This window comes from Pseudomonas pharyngis (genome assembly GCF_021602345.1).
In the GTDB taxonomy this organism is placed as follows: Bacteria; Pseudomonadota; Gammaproteobacteria; order Pseudomonadales; family Pseudomonadaceae; genus Aquipseudomonas; species Aquipseudomonas pharyngis.
The window spans coordinates 178265-197573 of record NZ_BQID01000008.1 but is presented as its reverse complement, the minus strand read 5'-3'; the positions used below and the strand labels follow the sequence as shown (position 1 = coordinate 197573).

The 19309-nt window shown below is 60.5% G+C and carries 22 protein-coding genes; 16 read left to right on the top strand and 6 right to left on the bottom strand.

What is annotated here, in order from left to right:
* Window positions 1–22: 22 nt before the first annotated feature.
* The 4 genes from L6D74_RS17980 to L6D74_RS17965 form a co-directional block, all read right to left on the bottom strand.
* A complete protein-coding gene (locus L6D74_RS17980; protein ID WP_074688089.1) occupies window positions 23–403 on the bottom strand; it encodes a Rho termination factor N-terminal domain-containing protein in 381 nt (126 codons plus the stop codon).
* A gap of 88 nt (window positions 404–491) precedes the next feature.
* Window positions 492–746, bottom strand: a complete 255-nt coding sequence (locus tag L6D74_RS17975) for a hypothetical protein (RefSeq protein WP_011335416.1) — start codon at window positions 744–746, stop codon at window positions 492–494.
* A gap of 52 nt (window positions 747–798) precedes the next feature.
* Window positions 799–1143 carry a hypothetical protein gene (locus tag L6D74_RS17970; RefSeq protein WP_064598512.1) on the bottom strand — a complete coding sequence of 115 codons (345 nt, stop codon included), beginning with the start codon at window positions 1141–1143 and terminating at the stop codon, window positions 799–801.
* A gap of 82 nt (window positions 1144–1225) precedes the next feature.
* Window positions 1226–1888, bottom strand: coding sequence for an HD domain-containing protein (locus tag L6D74_RS17965; protein WP_236189947.1), 663 nt, complete (start codon window positions 1886–1888; stop codon window positions 1226–1228).
* A 117-nt stretch (window positions 1889–2005) separates the two neighbouring features.
* Between L6D74_RS17965 and L6D74_RS17960 the strand changes: the two genes are divergently transcribed.
* The 6 genes from L6D74_RS17960 to L6D74_RS17935 all read left to right on the top strand — a co-directional run bounded on the left by L6D74_RS17960 (window position 2006) and on the right by L6D74_RS17935 (window position 7778).
* Window positions 2006–2488, top strand: a complete 483-nt coding sequence (locus tag L6D74_RS17960) for a GNAT family N-acetyltransferase (protein ID WP_039770630.1) — start codon at window positions 2006–2008, stop codon at window positions 2486–2488.
* A 192-nt stretch (window positions 2489–2680) separates the two neighbouring features.
* Complete coding sequence (locus L6D74_RS17955) at window positions 2681–3670, top strand: 2-dehydro-3-deoxygalactonokinase (protein WP_236189946.1); 990 nt, start codon at window positions 2681–2683, stop codon at window positions 3668–3670.
* Between the two features lie 19 nt (window positions 3671–3689).
* On the top strand, window positions 3690–4310 hold the full coding sequence (locus L6D74_RS17950; RefSeq protein WP_236189945.1) for a 2-dehydro-3-deoxy-6-phosphogalactonate aldolase: 621 nt from the start codon (window positions 3690–3692) through the stop codon (window positions 4308–4310).
* Between the two features lie 48 nt (window positions 4311–4358).
* Window positions 4359–5507 carry a galactonate dehydratase gene (dgoD, locus tag L6D74_RS17945; protein WP_007950849.1) on the top strand — a complete coding sequence of 383 codons (1149 nt, stop codon included), beginning with the start codon at window positions 4359–4361 and terminating at the stop codon, window positions 5505–5507.
* A gap of 96 nt (window positions 5508–5603) precedes the next feature.
* Entirely contained in the window at window positions 5604–6914 is a 1311-nt protein-coding gene (locus L6D74_RS17940) for an MFS transporter (RefSeq protein WP_085612145.1), read from the top strand.
* Between the two features lie 60 nt (window positions 6915–6974).
* Window positions 6975–7778, top strand: a complete 804-nt coding sequence (locus L6D74_RS17935) for an IclR family transcriptional regulator (RefSeq protein WP_236189944.1) — start codon at window positions 6975–6977, stop codon at window positions 7776–7778.
* A gap of 4 nt (window positions 7779–7782) precedes the next feature.
* On the opposite strand, the gene L6D74_RS17930 is transcribed toward L6D74_RS17935, so the two are convergent.
* A complete protein-coding gene (locus L6D74_RS17930; RefSeq protein WP_169431413.1) occupies window positions 7783–8835 on the bottom strand; it encodes an NAD(P)-dependent alcohol dehydrogenase in 1053 nt (350 codons plus the stop codon).
* A gap of 191 nt (window positions 8836–9026) precedes the next feature.
* Between L6D74_RS17930 and L6D74_RS17925 the strand changes: the two genes are divergently transcribed.
* Window positions 9027–9917: an AraC family transcriptional regulator gene (locus L6D74_RS17925; protein ID WP_236189943.1), complete on the top strand. Its 891-nt coding sequence runs from the start codon at window positions 9027–9029 to the stop codon at window positions 9915–9917.
* 66 nt (window positions 9918–9983) lie between these two features.
* On the opposite strand, the gene L6D74_RS17920 is transcribed toward L6D74_RS17925, so the two are convergent.
* Window positions 9984–11648 carry an electron transfer flavoprotein-ubiquinone oxidoreductase gene (locus L6D74_RS17920; protein WP_064598497.1) on the bottom strand — a complete coding sequence of 555 codons (1665 nt, stop codon included), beginning with the start codon at window positions 11646–11648 and terminating at the stop codon, window positions 9984–9986.
* 525 nt (window positions 11649–12173) lie between these two features.
* On the opposite strand from L6D74_RS17920, the gene L6D74_RS17915 reads away from it, so the two are divergent.
* The 9 genes from L6D74_RS17915 (at window position 12174) to L6D74_RS17875 (ending at window position 19205) form a co-directional block, all read left to right on the top strand.
* A complete protein-coding gene (locus tag L6D74_RS17915; RefSeq protein ID WP_085647475.1) occupies window positions 12174–12923 on the top strand; it encodes an electron transfer flavoprotein subunit beta/FixA family protein in 750 nt (249 codons plus the stop codon).
* Window positions 12924–13853 (top strand): electron transfer flavoprotein subunit alpha/FixB family protein, encoded by a 930-nt coding sequence (locus L6D74_RS17910; RefSeq protein ID WP_007950863.1) that lies wholly within the window; start codon window positions 12924–12926, stop codon window positions 13851–13853.
* An 80-nt stretch (window positions 13854–13933) separates the two neighbouring features.
* Window positions 13934–14770, top strand: a complete 837-nt coding sequence (locus tag L6D74_RS17905; RefSeq protein ID WP_064598494.1) for a substrate-binding periplasmic protein — start codon at window positions 13934–13936, stop codon at window positions 14768–14770.
* A gap of 9 nt (window positions 14771–14779) precedes the next feature.
* Window positions 14780–15136 (top strand): DUF4398 domain-containing protein, encoded by a 357-nt coding sequence (locus tag L6D74_RS17900; protein ID WP_172829501.1) that lies wholly within the window; start codon window positions 14780–14782, stop codon window positions 15134–15136.
* Window positions 15133–15945, top strand: a complete 813-nt coding sequence (locus L6D74_RS17895; protein WP_064598489.1) for an OmpA family protein — start codon at window positions 15133–15135, stop codon at window positions 15943–15945. Before L6D74_RS17900 ends, L6D74_RS17895 begins: the two co-directional genes overlap by 4 nt.
* Window positions 15946–16146: 201 nt before the next feature.
* Window positions 16147–17586 carry an aminotransferase-like domain-containing protein gene (locus L6D74_RS17890; protein WP_007950868.1) on the top strand — a complete coding sequence of 480 codons (1440 nt, stop codon included), beginning with the start codon at window positions 16147–16149 and terminating at the stop codon, window positions 17584–17586.
* Between the two features lie 74 nt (window positions 17587–17660).
* On the top strand, window positions 17661–18137 hold the full coding sequence (locus tag L6D74_RS17885; RefSeq protein WP_074688066.1) for a translation initiation factor 2: 477 nt from the start codon (window positions 17661–17663) through the stop codon (window positions 18135–18137).
* Between the two features lie 166 nt (window positions 18138–18303).
* Window positions 18304–18558, top strand: a complete 255-nt coding sequence (locus tag L6D74_RS17880; RefSeq protein ID WP_007950870.1) for a YkgJ family cysteine cluster protein — start codon at window positions 18304–18306, stop codon at window positions 18556–18558.
* Window positions 18559–18599: 41 nt separating this feature from the next.
* On the top strand, window positions 18600–19205 hold the full coding sequence (locus tag L6D74_RS17875) for an START domain-containing protein (protein WP_007950871.1): 606 nt from the start codon (window positions 18600–18602) through the stop codon (window positions 19203–19205).
* The last annotated feature ends 104 nt before the right edge of the window (window positions 19206–19309 follow it).

The following is a 19309-nucleotide window of genomic DNA, read 5'->3' as shown; positions in this document are numbered from 1 at the left end:
AGCCGTTATATCCAGTCTGGACCTAGCCGGCTCTGCGCAATGCCGCAATCAACTCATCTTTACGCATCGACGAACGCCCGGGAATCTTCCGCTCCCGGGCCTCCTTGCGCAGGCTGTCGACCGTCTGCACTTCGCGTGAAGCCTTGCTGTCGCGCGAATGTCCCTCACGACTCACCGCCGCGCGCCGCGCTGATTCCTTGCGATCCTCGGCCTTGGCACTGGCCGGTTTCCGACGCCCGGAACCTCCGGCCTTCTCGCCGCCGCCGGACTGTTTGTTCACTGTCGCCCAAGCGCGGGCCTCGGCTTCGTCCTTGGACATCCCTTTGTTCTGATAGCTGTCTTCGATGTGTTCGGCTTTGCGCTTCTGTTCTTCAGTGTATTTGGCTTTGCTTCCACGAGGCATGGCGAGTCTCCTGGTGGTTGGATGAATCTCGGTATGAACCGGCGCAGGCAATGCATTCGAACACTGCCTGCGCCAGTGACCGCAAGCGTCAGGTATCGAGTTTACGCGCCGCTTCCACACCCGCAGCGCTGAGCTTGATCGGCAGATTCAGCGAATGCTCTCCCGCTTCATTGCAAGTGATGTGTCCGTGGTGAATCAGTCCACGCTCCTGCAATGCGGCGAGGGCACTGGCCACGACTTTCTCGCCGCGATAATTGTCCAGAACCTCTTTGCCGAGGCCGCTTGGGTGGGCATGCAACAGGCGGGTGAGGACTTCTTTTTCCAGGTTTTTATCGACGTTCATGGTTACCTCTTCAGGGAAGTGGATAAGACACGTTGCGTGGATGAAGCACGGATCACTGTCCTGCGCCTTCAGAGCCCGAACCACCCGTGGTGGTTTTCGAGCCGACGCCGGGACCGGCGTTGTCGGGGGCAGCCGGAGAGTCGGGGGTGTTCATGCCGCCCTGGCGCCCGGGATCGCTGCCTTGAGTGCGAGGATCGGTTCCGGTGGCGGGTGGCTGATTGATCAGCGGTACACCCGAACCGTCGGTATTCATACCGGGGGCACTGTTGATGGCGGGTGCTCTTGGCTGGGTAACCGGATCGGTCGGCCCGGTACCGGCGGCGGTAGTCGAGGCGGCGAATACCGCCGGGCTGAGGAGGGTAGCGAATACGAGCGCAGTCAACCTTGACGAGATCATAGGGTGTCTCCAGTGATTGAAATCCTTACCTCCTTTTGGTCTGCCCTAGTGAAAGATTGGTGCCTGATGATCGACGAACGGTTCAGAAGGGCTGAGCGCTTTCGAGGCCGATCTCTTCCTTGAATTGGTCCATGAAACCTTTCAGGCGTTGATGACGGAGCTGTGCCAGACGTTGGCCGGCAACGGTCTGGAATCCGTCGGCGAGGTGCAGCAGTTTGGTCTGGAAATGGTCGAGGCAGAATCGCTTGTCGTCGTAGTCCCTTTCCCGGGCCTCGGGATCGTGCGGGTCGTACAGCGCGCTGCCCATGCGTCCGGCGGTGTAAAAGGTGCGGGCGACGCCGAGCATGCCGAGGGAGTCGAGACGGTCGGCGTCCTGCACCAGTCGCGCTTCGAGGGTGAGCGGGGCGATGTTGGCGGAAAAGCTGTGGGCCTCGATGGCGTGGGTGACAGCGTCGATATTGGCTTCGGACCAATGCATGTTCGCCAGCACCTTCGAGGCTTTTTCCGCGGCCAGACGCGATGCCTGTGAGCGCAGCGGCGAGTTCTTTTCCACCGCCACACAATCGTGCAGCAGCACGGCCGCGAGCAGCACTTCAAGGTCGCCGCCTTCGTCGGCCTGCAAGGTGCGCGCGTTGTGCCAGACCCGTTGCAGATGCGACAGATCATGAGCGCCGTCTTCCGACGGTTCCAGCGCGTGGGGCAGCAGTTCGGCGGCGAGTGAGGCCAGTGGTTCGAATGCGTTCATGAAAATCCTTCAGACCAGTCAAAAATCCCTGTGGGAGGGTAGTGTTTGCTTTGCCATGTGACGAGCGCCGCGCGCCGCCTTAGTATGGCGTTTTCCTTTTTCCGACAAGGCCCGTCCATGACGATCGAAATCCGCCCGGCGACCCCCAGCGATGCACCGCAAATCCTCGCGTTCATCACTGAACTTGCAGACTTCGAAAAGGCCCGTCACGAAGTCATCGCCAGTGTTGCCGACATCGAACGCAGCCTGTTCAGCGAAGGCGCCACGGCCCATGGCCTGATCTGCCTGCGCGACGGCTTGCCAATCGGTTTTGCGGTGTTCTTCTTCAGCTATTCGACCTGGCTGGGCAGCAACTGCCTGTACCTCGAAGACCTCTACATCACCCCGGAACAACGGGGCGGTGGCGCCGGTAAAACCCTGCTGCGCCACCTCGCGAAAATCGCCTGCGCCAACGACTGCGGCCGCTTCGAATGGAGCGTGCTGGACTGGAACACCCCGGCCATCGAATTCTACAAATCCCTTGGTGCCCAGCCGCAGGAAGAGTGGGTGCGTTACCGCATGGATGGCAAGGTATTGCGGGAGTTTGCCGAGGGCAACTGAGCCGACGTAAAAGATCGCAGCCTTCGGCAGCTACTGCAGAGAAAGTCGATACCCCTGCAGGAGCTGTCGAAGGCTGCGATCTTTTTTTGCCTTCGTCCCACAATATGGGAGTGATATTTATATATTGAGATTTATCCGCGCTCAGGTTTATAGTCCAGCTCACTCACTGCCAATAACAAAACAGGTGAAGCGATGCTGGCGCAATTGATCGCGCTCGATTGGGGGACGACCTCACTACGTGCTTACAAACTCGCGGCGGGCGGACAGGTGCTGGCGCAGCGTTCGCTGTCGTTCGGGATCATGCAGTTGCCGAAGACGCCACGGGTCATCAACGGTCGCGAATGCGCCGAGGGTTTTGAACTGGCGTTCGACGAGGCGTGCGGCGACTGGCTCGACGGGCAACCCGGCTTGCCGGTGATTGCCTGCGGCATGGTTGGCAGCGCTCAGGGCTGGCGCGAAGCGTCCTACCGCGATACGCCGGCCAACGTCGCCGATCTCGGAAAATCCCTGCAAACCGTACGCAGTCTTCGCGGTGTCGACGTGCACATCGTGCCGGGCGTGATTCAGCGTTCTACGCTGCCGAACGTGATGCGCGGCGAGGAAACCCAGGTCCTCGGCGTCCTGCAGAACCTGCCGGTCGAGGCGGGCAATGATCTGCTGATCGGCCTGCCCGGCAGTCATTCGAAATGGGTGGAAGTGGCCGACGGCTGCATCACCCGTTTCGACACCTTCATGACCGGCGAAGTGTTTGCCGTGCTCAGTGACCACAGCATTCTCGGCCGTACCCAACAGCACAGCGCGACGTTCGACGCCGACGCCTTCGATCGCGGCGTGCAGGTGGCGTTATCGGCGGAGGGCGAGATCGGCGTGCTGTCGACCCTGTTCAGCGCCCGCAGCCTGGGCCTGACCGGCGAACTCAGTGCCACCGCGCAACCGGACTATCTGTCCGGCCTGCTGATCGGCCATGAGCTGACAGCATTGGCCGCCGTACAACGACGCCGGCGCAACAGCAAACATCTTCCTTCGATCATCCTCATCGGCAACGCGCAGTTGTGCGCCCGTTACAGCCGGGCCCTCGACGCCTGCGGTTTCGCCCGGGTGACCCTGGCCGAGCAAGCCACCGAGCGTGGTCTGTGGCAACTGGCGCTCGCCGCCGGACTGATCGATTCCTCATCCCGTTAACCCTGACTGGAGGCCTGACATGCTCAAGCAAGCACTGGCGCAAAACGGTCTGATCGCGATCCTGCGCGGCCTGCATCCGCAGGAAGCCGCCGCTGTCGGAGAAGTCCTGTATGCGGCCGGATTTCGCGTCATCGAAGTACCGCTCAATTCCCCCGCGCCGTACGAAAGCATTCGCATCCTGCGTAAGACCCTGCCCGCCGATTGCCTGATCGGTGCCGGCACGGTGCTGACCCCGGAACAAGTGGAATTGGTGAAGGAGGCCGGCGGTCAGGTCATCGTCATGCCCCACAGCGATGCCAAGGTGTTGCGGGCCGCGAAAGCGGCGGGGCTGTACCTGTCGCCGGGCGTCGCCACGCCGACCGAAGCCTTTGCGGCGCTGGAGGAGGGGGCGGACATTCTCAAGCTGTTCCCGGCCGAACAGATGGGGCCGGCAGTGGTGAAAGCCTGGCTGGCGGTGTTGCCGGTCGGGACGATTCTGGCGCCGGTCGGCGGCATCACGCCGGACAACATGCAGGCGTTCATCGACGCTGGCGTCAAAGGCTTCGGCCTCGGGTCCGGGCTGTTCAAGCCGGGCATGACGACTGAGCAAGTGGCGGCCAATGCCAAGGCCTACGTGGCGGCCTGGAAAGCCCTTCACTAAGACTTTTCCGGCGCTGCGTGCGCTGCATCTAACAAGAGAGACAAGCAGATGAAAATCACCAAACTCACCACCTTCATCGTCCCGCCGCGCTGGTGCTTCCTGAAAGTCGAAACCGACGAAGGTGTGACCGGTTGGGGCGAGCCCGTGGTCGAGGGCCGCGCCCACACCGTCGCGGCTGCAGTCGAGGAATTGTCCGACTACCTGATCGGCAAAGACCCACGCAACATTGAAGACATCTGGACCGTGCTGTATCGCGGCGGCTTCTACCGGGGCGGCGCGATCCACATGAGCGCGCTCGCCGGTATCGATCAGGCGTTGTGGGATATCAAGGGCAAGGCCCTCGGTGTGTCGGTCAGCGACCTGCTCGGCGGTCAGGTGCGGGACAAGATCCGCGTGTATTCGTGGATCGGCGGCGACCGTCCGGCGGACACCGCGCGGGCTGCGAAAGAGGCGGTGGGCCGTGGTTTTACAGCGGTGAAAATGAACGGCACCGAGGAGCTGCAATTTCTCGATACCTTCGAAAAAGTCGATCTGGCGCTGGCCAACGTTGCCGCCGTGCGCGATGCGGTAGGGCCGAACGTCGGCATCGGTGTCGACTTCCATGGCCGGGTGCACAAACCGATGGCCAAGGTCCTGATGAAGGAACTCGACCCGTACAAACTGATGTTCATCGAAGAGCCGGTGCTCAGCGAAAACTATGAAGCGCTGAAGGAGCTGGCACCGCTGACCAGCACGCCGATTGCCCTCGGCGAGCGGCTGTTTTCACGCTGGGACTTTAAACGGGTGTTGAGCGAAGGTTACGTCGACATCATCCAGCCGGATGCGTCCCACGCCGGCGGCATCACCGAGACCCGCAAAATCGCCAACATGGCCGAAGCCTACGACGTGGCGCTGGCACTGCACTGCCCGCTGGGGCCGATTGCACTGGCGGCGTGTCTGCAACTGGACGCCGCTTGTTACAACGCGTTTATCCAGGAGCAGAGCCTGGGCATCCATTACAACGAGAGCAATGACCTGCTCGACTATGTGAAGGATCCACGGGTGTTCGACTACGACAAGGGCTTCGTGAAAATCCCCAACGGCCCGGGCCTGGGGATCGAGATCAACGAGGAATACGTGATCGAACGCGCGGCGGTCGGCCACCGCTGGCGTAACCCGATCTGGCGGCATGCCGATGGCAGTTTTGCCGAGTGGTGAGTCGCTGACTCTCTGCCGCATCCAGTAAGTCAGATCTCCAGGGAGCGGAGATCTGCATACCCTCGACCTCAATAAACATAAGAAGAGGCGCTCCCCATGCAACCGCAAACCCTCACCGGGCAAGCGACGTTAGTCACGCCCAGCCGCAAGCGATTTTTCATCATGGTGTTGCTGTTCATCACCGTGGTCATCAACTACCTCGACCGCAGCAACCTGTCGATTGCCGCCCCTGCACTGACGACGGATCTGGGCATCGATCCGGTGCACGTCGGGCTGATCTTCTCGGCGTTCGGCTGGACCTACGCCGCCATGCAGATCCCCGGCGGCTGGCTGGTGGACCGGGTGCCGCCTCGCATCCTTTATAGCGTCGCACTGTTGCTGTGGTCGCTGGCCACGGTGATGCTCGGTTTCGCCGCCAGTTTCATCGCGCTGTTCGTGCTGCGCATGGCGGTCGGTGCGCTGGAAGCGCCGGCGTACCCGATCAACAGCCGCGTGGTGACGACCTGGTTCCCCGAGCGTGAGCGGGCCACGGCCATCGGGTTCTACACCTCCGGGCAGTTTGTCGGGCTGGCGTTCCTGACCCCGGTGCTGGCGTGGCTGCAACATGAATTTGGCTGGCACATGGTATTTGTCGCGACCGGCGCGGTGGGCATCATCTGGGCGGCGATCTGGTACGCGGTGTATCGCGAACCGCGTGATTTCAAAGGCGCCAACCAAGGCGAAATCGACCTGATCCGCGAGGGCGGCGGACTGGTGGATATCGCGGCCGAAACTGCCAAGGTGAAGGCAAAATTCAGCTGGACCGATCTCGGCATCGTCCTCAGTAAACGCAAGTTGTGGGGGATCTACCTCGGCCAGTTCTGCCTGAACTCGACGCTGTGGTTTTTCCTGACGTGGTTCCCGACCTACCTGGTGAAATACCGCGGCATGGACTTCATCAAGTCCGGCCTGCTGGCGTCGCTGCCGTTTCTCGCCGCGTTCATCGGCGTGCTGTGCTCCGGGTTCTTTTCCGACTTCCTGATCCGTCGCGGCTGCACCGTCGGGTTTGCGCGCAAGCTGCCGATCATTGGCGGGCTACTGATTTCCACCTCGATCATCGGCGCCAACTTCGTCGAGTCGACGCCGTTGGTGATTGCCTTCCTGGCGCTGGCGTTCTTCGGCAACGGATTGGCGTCGATTACCTGGTCGCTGGTCTCGACACTGGCGCCGGCGCGATTGCTGGGCTTGACCGGCGGGGTGTTCAACTTCATCGGCAATCTGTCGGCGATTGCCACGCCGATTGTCATCGGCTTCCTGGCCAGCGGTGACTCGTTCGCGCCGGCGATCACCTACATCGCGGTTCTGGCATTGATCGGTGCTTTGTCCTACGTGCTGCTGGTGGGCAAGGTCGAGCGCATCGAGTTGTAGTCGGCTATGTCGGGCGACCATAATGCCGCCCGTTCCCTCGCTCAACGCTAAAGGCTGGATATGCAGGAAGACGCCCCAAAAACCGCCAAGGACGCCGCGCCGACCGGCACCCAGACTCTGCTTCGCGGGTTGGGTGTAGTGCAGGCCGTCGCCAATGGCGCCCGCGATCTCAAAGAGATTGCCCGCCTGATCGGCACCACGCGCAGCACCACCCATCGTCTGGCCAGTTGTCTGGTGGACGAGCGCTACCTGCGCGTCGTGCCGCAAGTCGGTTATCTGCTGGGGCCGAAGTTGATCGAACTGGGTTTTCAGGCGCGTGAAGAATTGCCGCTGGTGACGTTGGCCGGGCCGTATCTGGACGAGTTGTCGGCGCTGACCGGCGACACCGTTCACCTGGGCATTCGTGAAGGCGACGAGGTGCTGTACCTGTTGAAGAATCCGGGGCGCAACGGCCCGGAAATGCGCTCGCGGGTCGGCCATCGCATGCCGTTGGCGCGGACCGGGATCGGCAAGGCGCTGATGCTGGATGACGCGCCGCAGGACTGGCAGCGCCTGTACGACATCAGCCTGCCGGCGGGTGGGAAAAGTCAGTTCTGGCCGCAGCATCCCCAGCAGTCGTGGGAGCAGCTGGAGCAACGGATGACCGAGTACGTGGCCGGCGGCTACGCGTTCGATCTGGAAGACAACGAGCCGTCGATCCGCTGCGTGGCGGCGCCGATCCGCGACGCGAGCAAGCGCATCGTCGCAGCGATCAGCATCGCCAGCACCGTGCCGTACATGCCGCTGGAAAAAATGGCCGAGCTGATTCCCCTGATCAAAGGGGTCACGGCCCGGCTTTCGGCGGAGCTTGGCTTGAAGGTCTGAGGAGTCAGAGCTTCAGAGTCGCCATGTCGATGACGAAACGATACTTCACGTCGCCGGCGATCATCCGCGTGTAGGCTTCGTTGATCTGGCGGATGTCGAGCATTTCGATGTCGCAGCTGATGTTGTGCTCGGCGCAGAAATCCAGCACTTCCTGGGTTTCGGCGACGCCGCCGATCAACGAACCGGCCAGTACGCGACGACCCAGCACCAGTTTCGCGGCGTGGACCGGCGGATCGATCGGTTCGATCAGGCCCACCAGAATGTGCACGCCATCGAAGCGCAGGGTGTCGAGGTACGGGTTGAGGTCGTGCTGGACCGGAATGGTATCCAGCAGGAAATCGAAGCGACCGGCTGCAGCTTTCATTTGCTCTTCGTCGGTGGACACGATGACGTGATCGGCGCCCTGACGACGACCTTCCTCGGCCTTGCTCGCCGAACGGGTGAACAGCGTGACTTCAGCGCCCATGGCCTTGGCGAACTTGATGCCCATGTGGCCGAGGCCGCCCATGCCGAGAATCCCGACCTTGTCGCCGGCCTTCACGCCATAGTGCTTGAGTGGCGAGTAGGTGGTGATGCCGGCGCAGAGAATCGGTGCAGCGGCCGCCAGGTCCAGCTTCTCGGGAATGCGCACCACGAAGTGTTCGCTGACCACGATGCTGTCCGAATAACCGCCCATTGTGTTGCTGCCGTCGACCCGGTCCGGGGTGGCATAGGTCATGGTCGGGCCTTCGAGGCAGTATTGCTCGAGGTTCGACTGGCAGGCTTCGCAGGTGCGGCAGGAGTCGACCATGCACCCGACGCCAACCAGATCGCCTACCTTGTGTTTAGTGACATTCGCACCGACGGCGGTGACTTTTCCGACGATCTCGTGGCCGGGCATCAACGGGTAAACGGCGATGCCCCATTCGTTGCGCGCCTGGTGGATGTCGGAGTGGCAGACGCCGCAGTACAGGATTTCGATGGCGACGTCGTCGGCCCGAGGGCTGCGGCGTTCGAACTTCATCGGGGCGAGGGGCGTGGTGGCCGTTTGAGCGGCATAGCCGATGGCGGTGTACATGTGAAACCTCGCAAAAGCAGTGACAAGTGAGGCGGCGCATTCTGGGCGCCGTCCGCTTGTCCGGCCATGGCGATTCCTCCGGGTGTCATGCCTAATCCTCCGGCATGCGGGGTTGATCGGTCGCATTGGCAAAAGGATCTGCGATGATGCTTTTATCCCTTTTTCCATGATTTTTTCTGAAGAGCCACCCGATGCAATTGACCCGTCACCTTGATGCCAACGCCACCCTGGTTTCGCTGATCGAACCGCTGGCGCTGCGCGATGGTTACAGCCAGACCGGGCTGCCGGGCGTGCAGGTGTTGCGCGCCAGTTGCGACGTCGCCCGTGGCCCGCACATTTATGAGCCGAGCCTGATGATCATCGCTCAGGGCAGCAAACTGGCGTATCTCGGCCCGCGCACCATGGAATACGGCGCCGGTCATTACCTGATCCAGGCCTTGCCGGTGCCGTTCGAGTGCGAGACCTATGCGTTGCCGGATGCGCCGTTGCTCGGCGTATCGGTGGCGATCGACCGGGTGCTGCTCGGCGAACTGGTGCTGGCCATGGGGCTGGCGCCGGGGCGGCATATTCCGGCGCAGACCCCGGAGTTGATGACGTCGGTGGTGCTCGACAATGACATGCGTGGTTGTGTCGAACGCTTGCTGCGTTGTCTGCACGATCCGCTGGAATGCCAGATTCTCGGCCCGGCGCGGGTGCGGGAGTTATTGTTCGTCGCGTTGCGCGGTCCCCAGGCTGATGTGCTGCGGGCACTGGTGGAGCAGCAGGGGCAGTTTGCGCGAGTGGCGGCTTCGATCAGTCATCTGCATGCGCATTACACCGAACCGTTGAACGTCGAGACGCTGGCCAGTTGCGCGAACATGAGCGTGTCGACCTTTCACGAGCACTTCAAGCGCAGCACGTTGCTGTCACCGGTACAGTACTTGAAGCGTTTACGCTTGTTGAAGGCGCAGACGTTGTTGATCGCCGAAGGACTGGGCGTGGCGCAGGTGGCGCATCGGGTGGGGTATCAGAGCACGTCGCAGTTCAGTCGCGAGTACAAACGCTATTTCGAGCGCAGTCCAGGGGATGAACGCGCGGCTTGATCTTTTACAAAACGCAGGCAACAAAAAGGCCCCCGTTTCGGGAGCCTTGATGTTCAGCGATTCGACTTACATATTCGGGTAGGTCGGACCGCCGGCGCCTTCCGGCGCAACCCAGGTGATGTTCTGCGAAGGGTCCTTGATATCACAGGTCTTGCAGTGCACGCAGTTCTGGGCGTTGATCTGGAAGCGTTTCTCGCCGTCTTCCTTGGTGATCACTTCATACACGCCGGCCGGGCAATAGCGCTGCGCCGGTTCGTCGTACAGCGGCAGGTTCTTCGCCAGCGGAATGCTCGGGTCGGTCAGCTTCAGGTGGCACGGCTGTTCTTCTTCATGGTTGGTACCGGAGATGAACACCGAGCTCAGCTTGTCGAAGCTGATCTTGCCGTCGGGTTTCGGGTAGTCGATCTTCTTGCAGTCGGCCGCGAGCTTGAGGCAGGCGTAGTCCGGCTTGGTGTCGTGCAGGGTGAACGGCAGTTTGCCGCCGAAGATGTTCTGATCCAGCCAGTTGAAACCGCCGCCGACGATGGCGCCGAACTTGTGGATCGCCGGGCCGAAGTTGCGGCTGGCGAACAGTTCTTCGTAGAGCCAGCTCTGCTTGAAGGCGTCGACGTAAGTGGTCAGCTCTTCAGTGCCGTCCTTGTCAGCGAACAGTGCGTCGGCCACGGATTCAGCGGCGAGCATGCCGGACTTCATCGCGGTGTGGCTGCCCTTGATCTTGGCGAAGTTAAGGGTGCCGAGGTCGCAACCGATCAGCGCGCCGCCCTTGAACACCATCTTCGGCAACGAGTTCAGGCCACCCTTGCAGATTGCGCGAGCGCCGTAACTGATGCGCTTGCCGCCTTCCAGATACTGCTTCAGTACCGGGTGATGCTTGAGGCGCTGGAATTCGTCGAACGGCGACAGGTAGGTGTTGCTGTAGGAAAGATCGACGATCAGACCGACCACCACCTGGTTGTTTTCCAGGTGATAGAGGAAGGAGCCGCCGGTGTTCTCGGTGCCCATGATGTCCATCGGCCAACCGGCGGTGTGCACCACCAGGCCTGGCTGGTGTTTGGCCGGGTCGATTTCCCAGATTTCCTTCAGGCCGATGCCGTAGTGCTGGGCGTCGGCGTCGCTGTCGAGGTTGTAGCGCTTGATCAACTGCTTGCCGATGTGGCCACGGCAGCCTTCGGCGAACAGCGTGTACTTGCCACGCAGTTCCATGCCCGGGGTGTACAGGCCTTCTTTCGGATGACCTTCGCGGTCGACGCCGAGGTCGCCGGTGATGATCCCGCGTACCACGCCGTTTTCATCGATCAGCGCTTCCTGAGCGGCGAAGCCCGGGTAGATTTCCACGCCCAGATTTTCCGCCTGCTGAGCGAGCCAGCGGCACAGGTTGCCGAGGGAGATAATGTAGTTGCCTTCGTTGTGCATGGTCTTGGGCACAAAGAAGTCAGGGATTTTTTGCGCGCTTTCGGCGTTTTTCAGCACGAAGATGTCATCGCGGGTGACTGGCGTGTTCAGCGGGGCGCCGAGTTCTTTCCAGTCCGGGAACAGTTCGTTCAGGGCCCGTGGTTCGAATACGGCACCGGACAGGATGTGTGCGCCGACTTCGGAGCCTTTTTCGACCACGCAGACGCTGATTTCCTTACCGGCTTCGGCGGCCTTCTGCTTCAGACGGCAGGCGGCGGACAGGCCAGCGGGGCCGGCACCGACGATGACCACGTCGAATTCCATGTATTCGCGTTCCACAGGCTATCTCCTACTCAAGGCTCAACAGTTTTTTTTCTAATTTGGAGGTTCGGTGTCGTATCCGTTATTGCCTTTACGTTAACGTCAAGGGTAATAATGGGCAAACCACCTTTCTCTCTAGGCGGCGCATTATATCTACACCACTCTTAGCGTCCAATACAAACGTTTGTTTGAATTGGCTCCAGCCCAGAGAAATCAAAGAAGCGCGGCTTATGACAGGGCATTTTGGCGTATTGACCAGAATGGGCGTTCCGGTCAAGATACGGGCGGTTTTGCGCTCGCCGTAGGCTGAATGGTGGTTTCAAGAGCACCTCTAAAGACAGGGCGTAGGCGGTAACCGGTGATGCGCAGCGCAAGTTTGGCGCGCAGTTTACACACCGCGAGGCGGCATGACTCGTCGGTCACGACCGACGAACGGTCATCCCGCTCAGCCGACGTTTTTAGAGGTGCCCTTGTGCCCGATGAGCATCAACCGCCAGGTTCGCCTAGGCGACTTTCTTTTCACCGGAGAGTAACGAGGAATCCATGAAGGTTCTTGTAGCTGTCAAACGCGTTGTGGATTACAACGTCAAGGTTCGCGTCAAGGCGGACAATTCCGGCGTAGACCTCGCCAACGTCAAGATGTCGATGAACCCGTTCTGCGAAATCGCAGTGGAAGAAGCCGTACGCCTGAAAGAAAAAGGCGTTGCGACTGAAATCGTCGTCGTCTCCATCGGCCCGTCCACCGCTCAGGAACAGCTGCGTACCGCACTGGCTCTGGGTGCCGACCGCGCCATCCTCGTCGAATCCGCTGAAGACCTGACTTCCCTGGCCGTGGCCAAGCTGCTCAAGGCCGTGGTCGACAAGGAACAGCCTCAGCTGGTGATCTTGGGCAAACAGGCCATCGACAGCGACAACAACCAGACCGGCCAGATGCTCGCTGCACTGAGCGGCTACGGTCAGGGCACTTTCGCCTCGAAAGTCGAAGTCTCCGGCGACAGCGTTGCCGTGACCCGCGAAATCGATGGAGGCGCGCAGACTGTCTCCCTGAAGTTGCCAGCGATCGTCACCACCGACCTTCGTTTGAACGAGCCGCGCTATGCGTCCCTGCCAAACATCATGAAAGCCAAGAAGAAGCCTCTCGAGATGCTGACTCCGGACGCTTTGGGCGTTTCCACCGCCTCCACCAACAAGACCCTGAAAGTCGAAGCGCCGGCTGCACGCAGCGCGGGCATCAAGGTCAAGTCGGTGGCTGAACTGGTCGAGAAACTGAAAAACGAAGCGAAGGTAATCTAAATGACTATCTTGGTTATTGCTGAACACGACAACAAAGTGCTGGCTCCGGCCACCCTGAACACCGTGGCTGCCGCTGCCAAAATCGGCGGCGACATCCACGTTCTGGTTGCCGGCCAGGGTGCTGGCGCCGTGGCTGAAGCCGCCGCGAAAATCGCAGGCGTGAGCAAAGTCCTGAACGCTGACAATGCTGCCTACGCGCATCAGCTGCCGGAAAACGTTGCTCCGCTGGTAGCCGAACTGGGCGCTGGTTACAGCCACATCCTGGCTGCCGCCACTTCCAACGGCAAAAACATCCTGCCGCGCGTTGCCGCCCAGCTGGACGTTGACCAGATTTCCGAGATCATCTCGGTTGAAAGCGCAGACACTTTCAAGCGTCCGATCTACGCCGGTAACGCCATCGCTACTGTGCAATCGACCGCTGCGATCAAGGTGATCACCGTACGTGCTACCGGTTTCGACCCGGTTGCCGCTGAAGGTGGTTCGGCTGCCGTTGAATCCGTTGCTGCTGCTCACAACGCCGGCACTTCCAGCTTCGTCAGCGAAGAGCTGGCCAAGTCCGATCGTCCTGAGCTGACCGCTGCCAAGATCGTCGTTTCCGGCGGCCGCGGCATGCAGAACGGCGACAACTTCAAACACCTGTACGCCCTGGCCGACAAGCTGGGCGCTGCCGTCGGTGCTTCCCGTGCAGCGGTCGACGCAGGTTTCGTACCGAACGACATGCAGGTCGGCCAGACCGGCAAGATCGTTGCGCCACAGCTGTACATCGCCGTCGGTATCTCCGGCGCGATCCAGCACCTGGCCGGCATGAAAGACTCCAAAGTGATCGTTGCGATCAACAAGGACGAAGAAGCACCGATCTTCCAAGTGGCCGATTACGGCCTGGTGGCGGATCTGTTCGAAGCCGTACCTGAGCTGGAGAAGCTGGTCTAATCCGGCCGCTTCACTTATAAAGAGCCCGGCCTGTTGGTCGGGCTTTTTTTTGTCTGGGATTTGAGCGGGAGCGTTTCGCCATGGATTTGCATCGTCGGTTGGGCTGCTCGTGGTTGCTGGGGCTGGCATTGTTGCCGGGCCTGTCGGTGGCGGCGGGCAAGTGCGAGCGGCTGGTCGTCACCGGCAGCCCGGATGCACCGCCGTACCTCTGGCAGGATCCGCAGAACCCCAAACAACTGATCGGTGCAAGTGCCGATCTGTTGCAACAGGTGGCCAAGGAGTTGGGGATCAAGGTCGATCTTTTGTACGCCGGCAAGCGCTCCCAGGCCCTCGATGAAGTGCGCAGCGGGCGCATGGACATGCTGGCCGACGCACCGCTGACCTTTAATGAGCTGGAAAACCTCGACTACATACACCCGCCGTTACTGGAAAACGATTACCTGGTGTGGACGCGCAAGGGGTCGACCCTGGTCTACAGCGAAGCCAAGGACCTGCACGGGCATACCGGCGGCTTGTCGGAAAAGTCTCGAATGACCCCGGCATTTGGCGCTATCGCCGAGCAGCAATTGACCCTGACCCGTACGGCAAACCTGACCCAGGCGTTTCAGAAACTTCTGCTGGGCGAGGTGGAATATGTACTCGCCGGTCGCTACTCGGGCATGGCGGCCGCGCAGGCACTGGGCATGGCCAATGATCTGCTGGCTTTTGAACAACCCATCGACCGTCCCGGTCTGTTCCTCGCGGTTTCGCACAACTCGGCCTGCAACGATCCGTGGTTGCGCGGACAGCTGGCCAAAAAGATGACAGAATTGCCCGCGTCCGGCCTGACGGAAGCCGCGCTGCAACGCAACATCGAGCGCTGGAAGGCGCAGCAGCAACAGCCGCCGCAACCACCTGTCAGCGCCCCAAAACAGTAGGGATTCTTAGTGAGTAATCGACTTCTTTTCGCGGCCATGGCCGTTCTGGCCCTGGCCGGTTGCGCCAGCGATCCGGCACCCAACGAACAAATGCGTCTGACCGAGCAGGCCCTTGAGCAAGCCAAAGCCGTGGGCGCCACCGCCGAAGACGTGCCGGAGATGAAACTGGCCGAGGACAAGTTCAACCGGGCCAAAGGCAGCATGGCGGGTGAGTCTTACAAGAATGCGCGGATGCGCTTCGAACAGGCCGAACTCGACGCACGTCTGGCGGAAGCCAAAGTCCTGACCCGCAAGAGCGAAGAACAAGTGAACGTGCTCAACACCCGTATCGTCCGACTGCGCAAGCAACTGGGGGATGCCCAATGAGCCTGAAGTCCAAAACTCTCGGTGCTCTGATCCTCGCCGGTTGCGCCAGCCTTTATGGCTGCGCCGGTCAGCACAGCGAATCCGCATTGCAGCAGGCCAGCACCGACTTCCAGAAGGTCAAGGAAGATTCCAACGTGCTGCGTATCGCGCCGAAAGACGTGATCCGCGCCGGTGAGTCCCTGGCCCGTGCCGATCGTCTGTCGACGTACTGGGGCAGTGGCTCGGACGTGGTGCATTACGCCTATCTGAGTCAGCGCTACAGCGAAATCGCTCGTGAGCACACCAATCAGGTGCTCAACGAAGAGCGTGTGGCGAAACTGGAACTTGAACGCCAGCGCCTGCAACTGGCCCTGCGAGAGTCGAAACTGCTGAGCGTGCAACAGCAGGGCAAGTGGCTGGAAGAACAGATCGTTGCACTGGCCACTACCCAAACCGACCGTGGTCTGGTGATGACCCTGGGTGACGTGCTGTTCGACACCGGTGAGGCCGAACTGAAAAACTCTGCCAACCGCGTGGTGCTGAAGATCGTGCAGTTTCTGCAACTCAACCCGAAACGCATCGTGCGGATCGAGGGTTACACCGACAGCACTGGCGGCAAGCAGGAAAACCTCAAGCTGTCCCGTGACCGTGCGCAGTCGGTAGCTGACGTGCTGACGGACCTGGGCATCGACGAAAAACGCATTCAGGTCGAAGGCTACGGTGATGAATATCCCGTGGACGCCAACGCTTCCGAGCGTGGGCGTGCGCAGAACCGTCGAGTGGAAATCGTGTTCTCCGACGAAAAAGGCCAGCTCGGCGCCGCCCGCTGAGGGTGGCGTTACTGGAAAGCCCGGGCTGTCAGGCAGCGCCGGGCTTTTTTACGTCTGTCGATTACCTCACAAAGCAGTACAGATTTAACCGACACAGCACTGTATGGTTGACTAATATGGCAACTGTCCCAGTACACTTCCAAACTGTTCCGGTATTGTTTCACACAAGAATAAAACGCCCGTGAAATCGAGTGCTGCGTCATGACCAATCTCTTGCTCTACCAACGTATTGCTCAACAGCTGGCCGAAGATATCCGCCGTGGCGTCTATCAACCGGGCGAGCGCGTGCCTTCGGTGCGCAAGATGAGTTCGCAGCTCAACGTCAGCCATGCCACCGTGTTGCAGGCTTACGCCAACCTCGAGGATCAGGGCCTGATCCGCGCGCGGCCGCAGTCCGGTTACTACGTGCACCAGACTCCCGCACTGACGGCGCCCACGCCGGACATTGCCCGGGTCGAACGGCCAGGCCTGGTCACCCGCAGCAGCATCATTCAGCAAGTGCTGGTGGAGTCCCGTCGTGAAGGCGTGTTCCCGCTGGGGGCGGCGGTGCCGAGTGTCGATTATTTGCCGGTGCGGGCCCTGCATCAGCAATTGGCCAAGGTCACCCGCTTTCACAGCCCTCGGGCGTTCAGCTACATGTTCAGCCCCGGTTTCGAGCCGCTGCGCCGGCAGGTGGCGATTCGCATGCGTGATGCAGGCGTGGTCGTTGACCCTTCGGAAGTGGTGATCACCCACGGCTGCGTCGATGCGTTGCAGATGTCGTTGCGAGTGCTGACGCGCCCCGGCGACCTGATCGCCGCTGAATCGCCAACCTATTACGGACTGTTGCAATTGGCGGATCTGCTGGGCCTGAAAGTCATCGAGATCCCCAGCGATCCCGCCACCGGCATGAGCCTCGAAGCCCTGCAACTGGCAGCGAACCAATGGTCGATCAAGGCGCTGGTGCTGACCACGCGCCTGAGTAATCCGCTCGGCGGAACCATGCCCGAAGAGCGCCAGAAACAACTGCTGCGACTGGCCTCGGATTTCGATATCCAGATCGTCGAAGACGACATCTATGGCGAATTGATGTTCGAGCAGGGCCGCACCAAGTCGCTCAAGGCCTACGACCGGCTCGACCGGGTGATCTATTGCTCGAGTTTTTCCAAGACGTTATCGCCCGGGGTGCGCATCGGCTGGATGATCGCCGGCAAGTACCAGCAGGAAATCCAGCGCTTGCAGACTTTCAGCACCCATTCCGCGTGCAGCGTCACCCAAATGGCTATCGCGGCCTACCTGGAAAACGGCGGCTATGACCGGCATTTACGGTACATCCGCCAGGAATACCGAAAAAATCTCAGCGCGTTCCAGTTGGCAGTCCAGCAGTACTTTCCCGAAGGCACACAGATGACCCGGCCGACCGGCGGATTCATTCTGTGGGTCAGCCTGCCGGGGCGGGTCAATACTCAGGAATTGCACGTGCGGGCGCTGCAACAGGGCATCAGCATTGCGCCGGGGTTGATCTTCAGTAATACCGAGCAGTTCAACCACTGCATCCGGTTGAACTGCGGCATCCCGTGGAATCGCGAGGCGGAACGGGCGCTGATGACCCTCGGCATGTTGGCCACCCAGCTCTGCCAGGAGATGGCCGGCGGATTTTGAAACAATGGCGGAGCTTGTCATGTGGCGCCCAACAGGCGAGCATATGGCCCTCTGCCGTTAGCTTCGTTGGGTTCATGAAAGCGAAATTTTCTGCCGCCTGGGTTGTGCTCTGCCTGTTGATGATGGGTCAGGTCCCTGGCGCCATGGCGGCGGCTCAGGAAAAGACGCCGGCGACTGCCACCGCGAAAAAACCGGTCACGGCCAAGAAAACCGTTCCAGCGAAAAAAACACCGCAGAAAAAGGCTGCTCCCGCCAAGAAGCGCGCCCCGGTAGCCTCCAAGTCGAAATCGGCGAAGGAGGTGGCCAAGACGCCGCTGCCGCCTGCGAAGCTCGATTTGAGCCTGCCGAAAGACATGGTTCAGGAATTGAAGCCTCCCGGTTCCGTGACGCTGCCCAAGCGTGAGCCGATCCTGCCGCAGATGTTCGGCGACAAGAACAGCGGGTTCCAGCTCAACGGCCGTTTGCTCAGCAACGAAATGCAGTTGCAGCTGCGTAACGAAGAGCGCCGCGAAGTCGAGGGAGCGGCGCTGGATTTCGAGTTCAAGCAATAAATCGTCCCCATCGGTGACCCGCAGACCAGACGCTTTGTCGGAGACTGGTCAGTCACTTTCGTTTCTGCGTAAAAACCCCGGTTCAGGCAATTTAAAACAGCCGTTTAAGCGGTTACCCTGTTCCGCGTCCCTTTAACACATTGCCCGCTGCGAGGAACGCGTCGTCATGAAATGCCGTGAAGGCTGTGGCGCCTGCTGCATTGCCCCTTCCATCAGTTCGCCGATTCCAGGCATGCCCGATGGAAAACCTGCCGGTGAACGCTGCGTTCAGTTGTCGGTCGATAACCTGTGCAACATTTTCGGCCGACCGGAACGTCCGGCGGTCTGTTCAGGATTCAAGGCCGATCCCGAAGTCTGCGGCAGCAGCCAGGAAGACGCGATCAGACTGCTCGGCTGGTGGGAGCAGATGACGGCGGCGTGATGTGTCAAACGAACGGAACTTCAACAATAAGGAATAAGACTATGGGTTCGCTGCATCGTATCGCTGTGTTGTGTGGTTTGACGGCCGTGCTGGCCACCTCGGCCGCCCAGGCTGAAGACTGGAAAGTCGCCAAGAACGAGGACGGCATCAAGGTCTCCCTGAGCGAAGTCCCGGGTTCGGACTACAAGTCTTATCAGGGTGTGACCGTGATGAAGACCACCATCGCCAAACTGCGCGCCTTGCAGGAAGACGTCTCCGGGGCCTGCGCATGGATTCACGAGTGCAAGACCCAGAAACTGCTCAAGCACGAAGGCGACCAGAGCTGGACCTACACCCAGTTCAATACGCCATGGCCGGTTACCCCGCGCGACTCCATCCTGCATGTCACCACCGTTGAAGGTGCCGATGGCAGCCTGACCCGTAATCTGGAAGGCGTGCCGAAATACCTGCCTGAAGAAAAGGGCTTTGTGCGGGTCGCTCAGGTCAAAGGCTTCTGGAAGTTCGTGCCAAAAGGCGATCAGGTTGAAGTGACCTATCAGGTTCACACCGAGCCGGGCGGCAGCGTGCCTTCCATGATCGCCAACAAGTTTGTGGTCGACGCACCGTTCAATACCCTGAAAGCCTTGAAAGAACGCGCCGAGAAGTAAACATCGCGTTCATCTGTAAACGCCCCGAAGAACTCGGGGCGTTTTGTTTTGCAGGTTTATTGTGTTTCCGAATATGCGTTGAACGAAATTTTCACAAAGTCTCC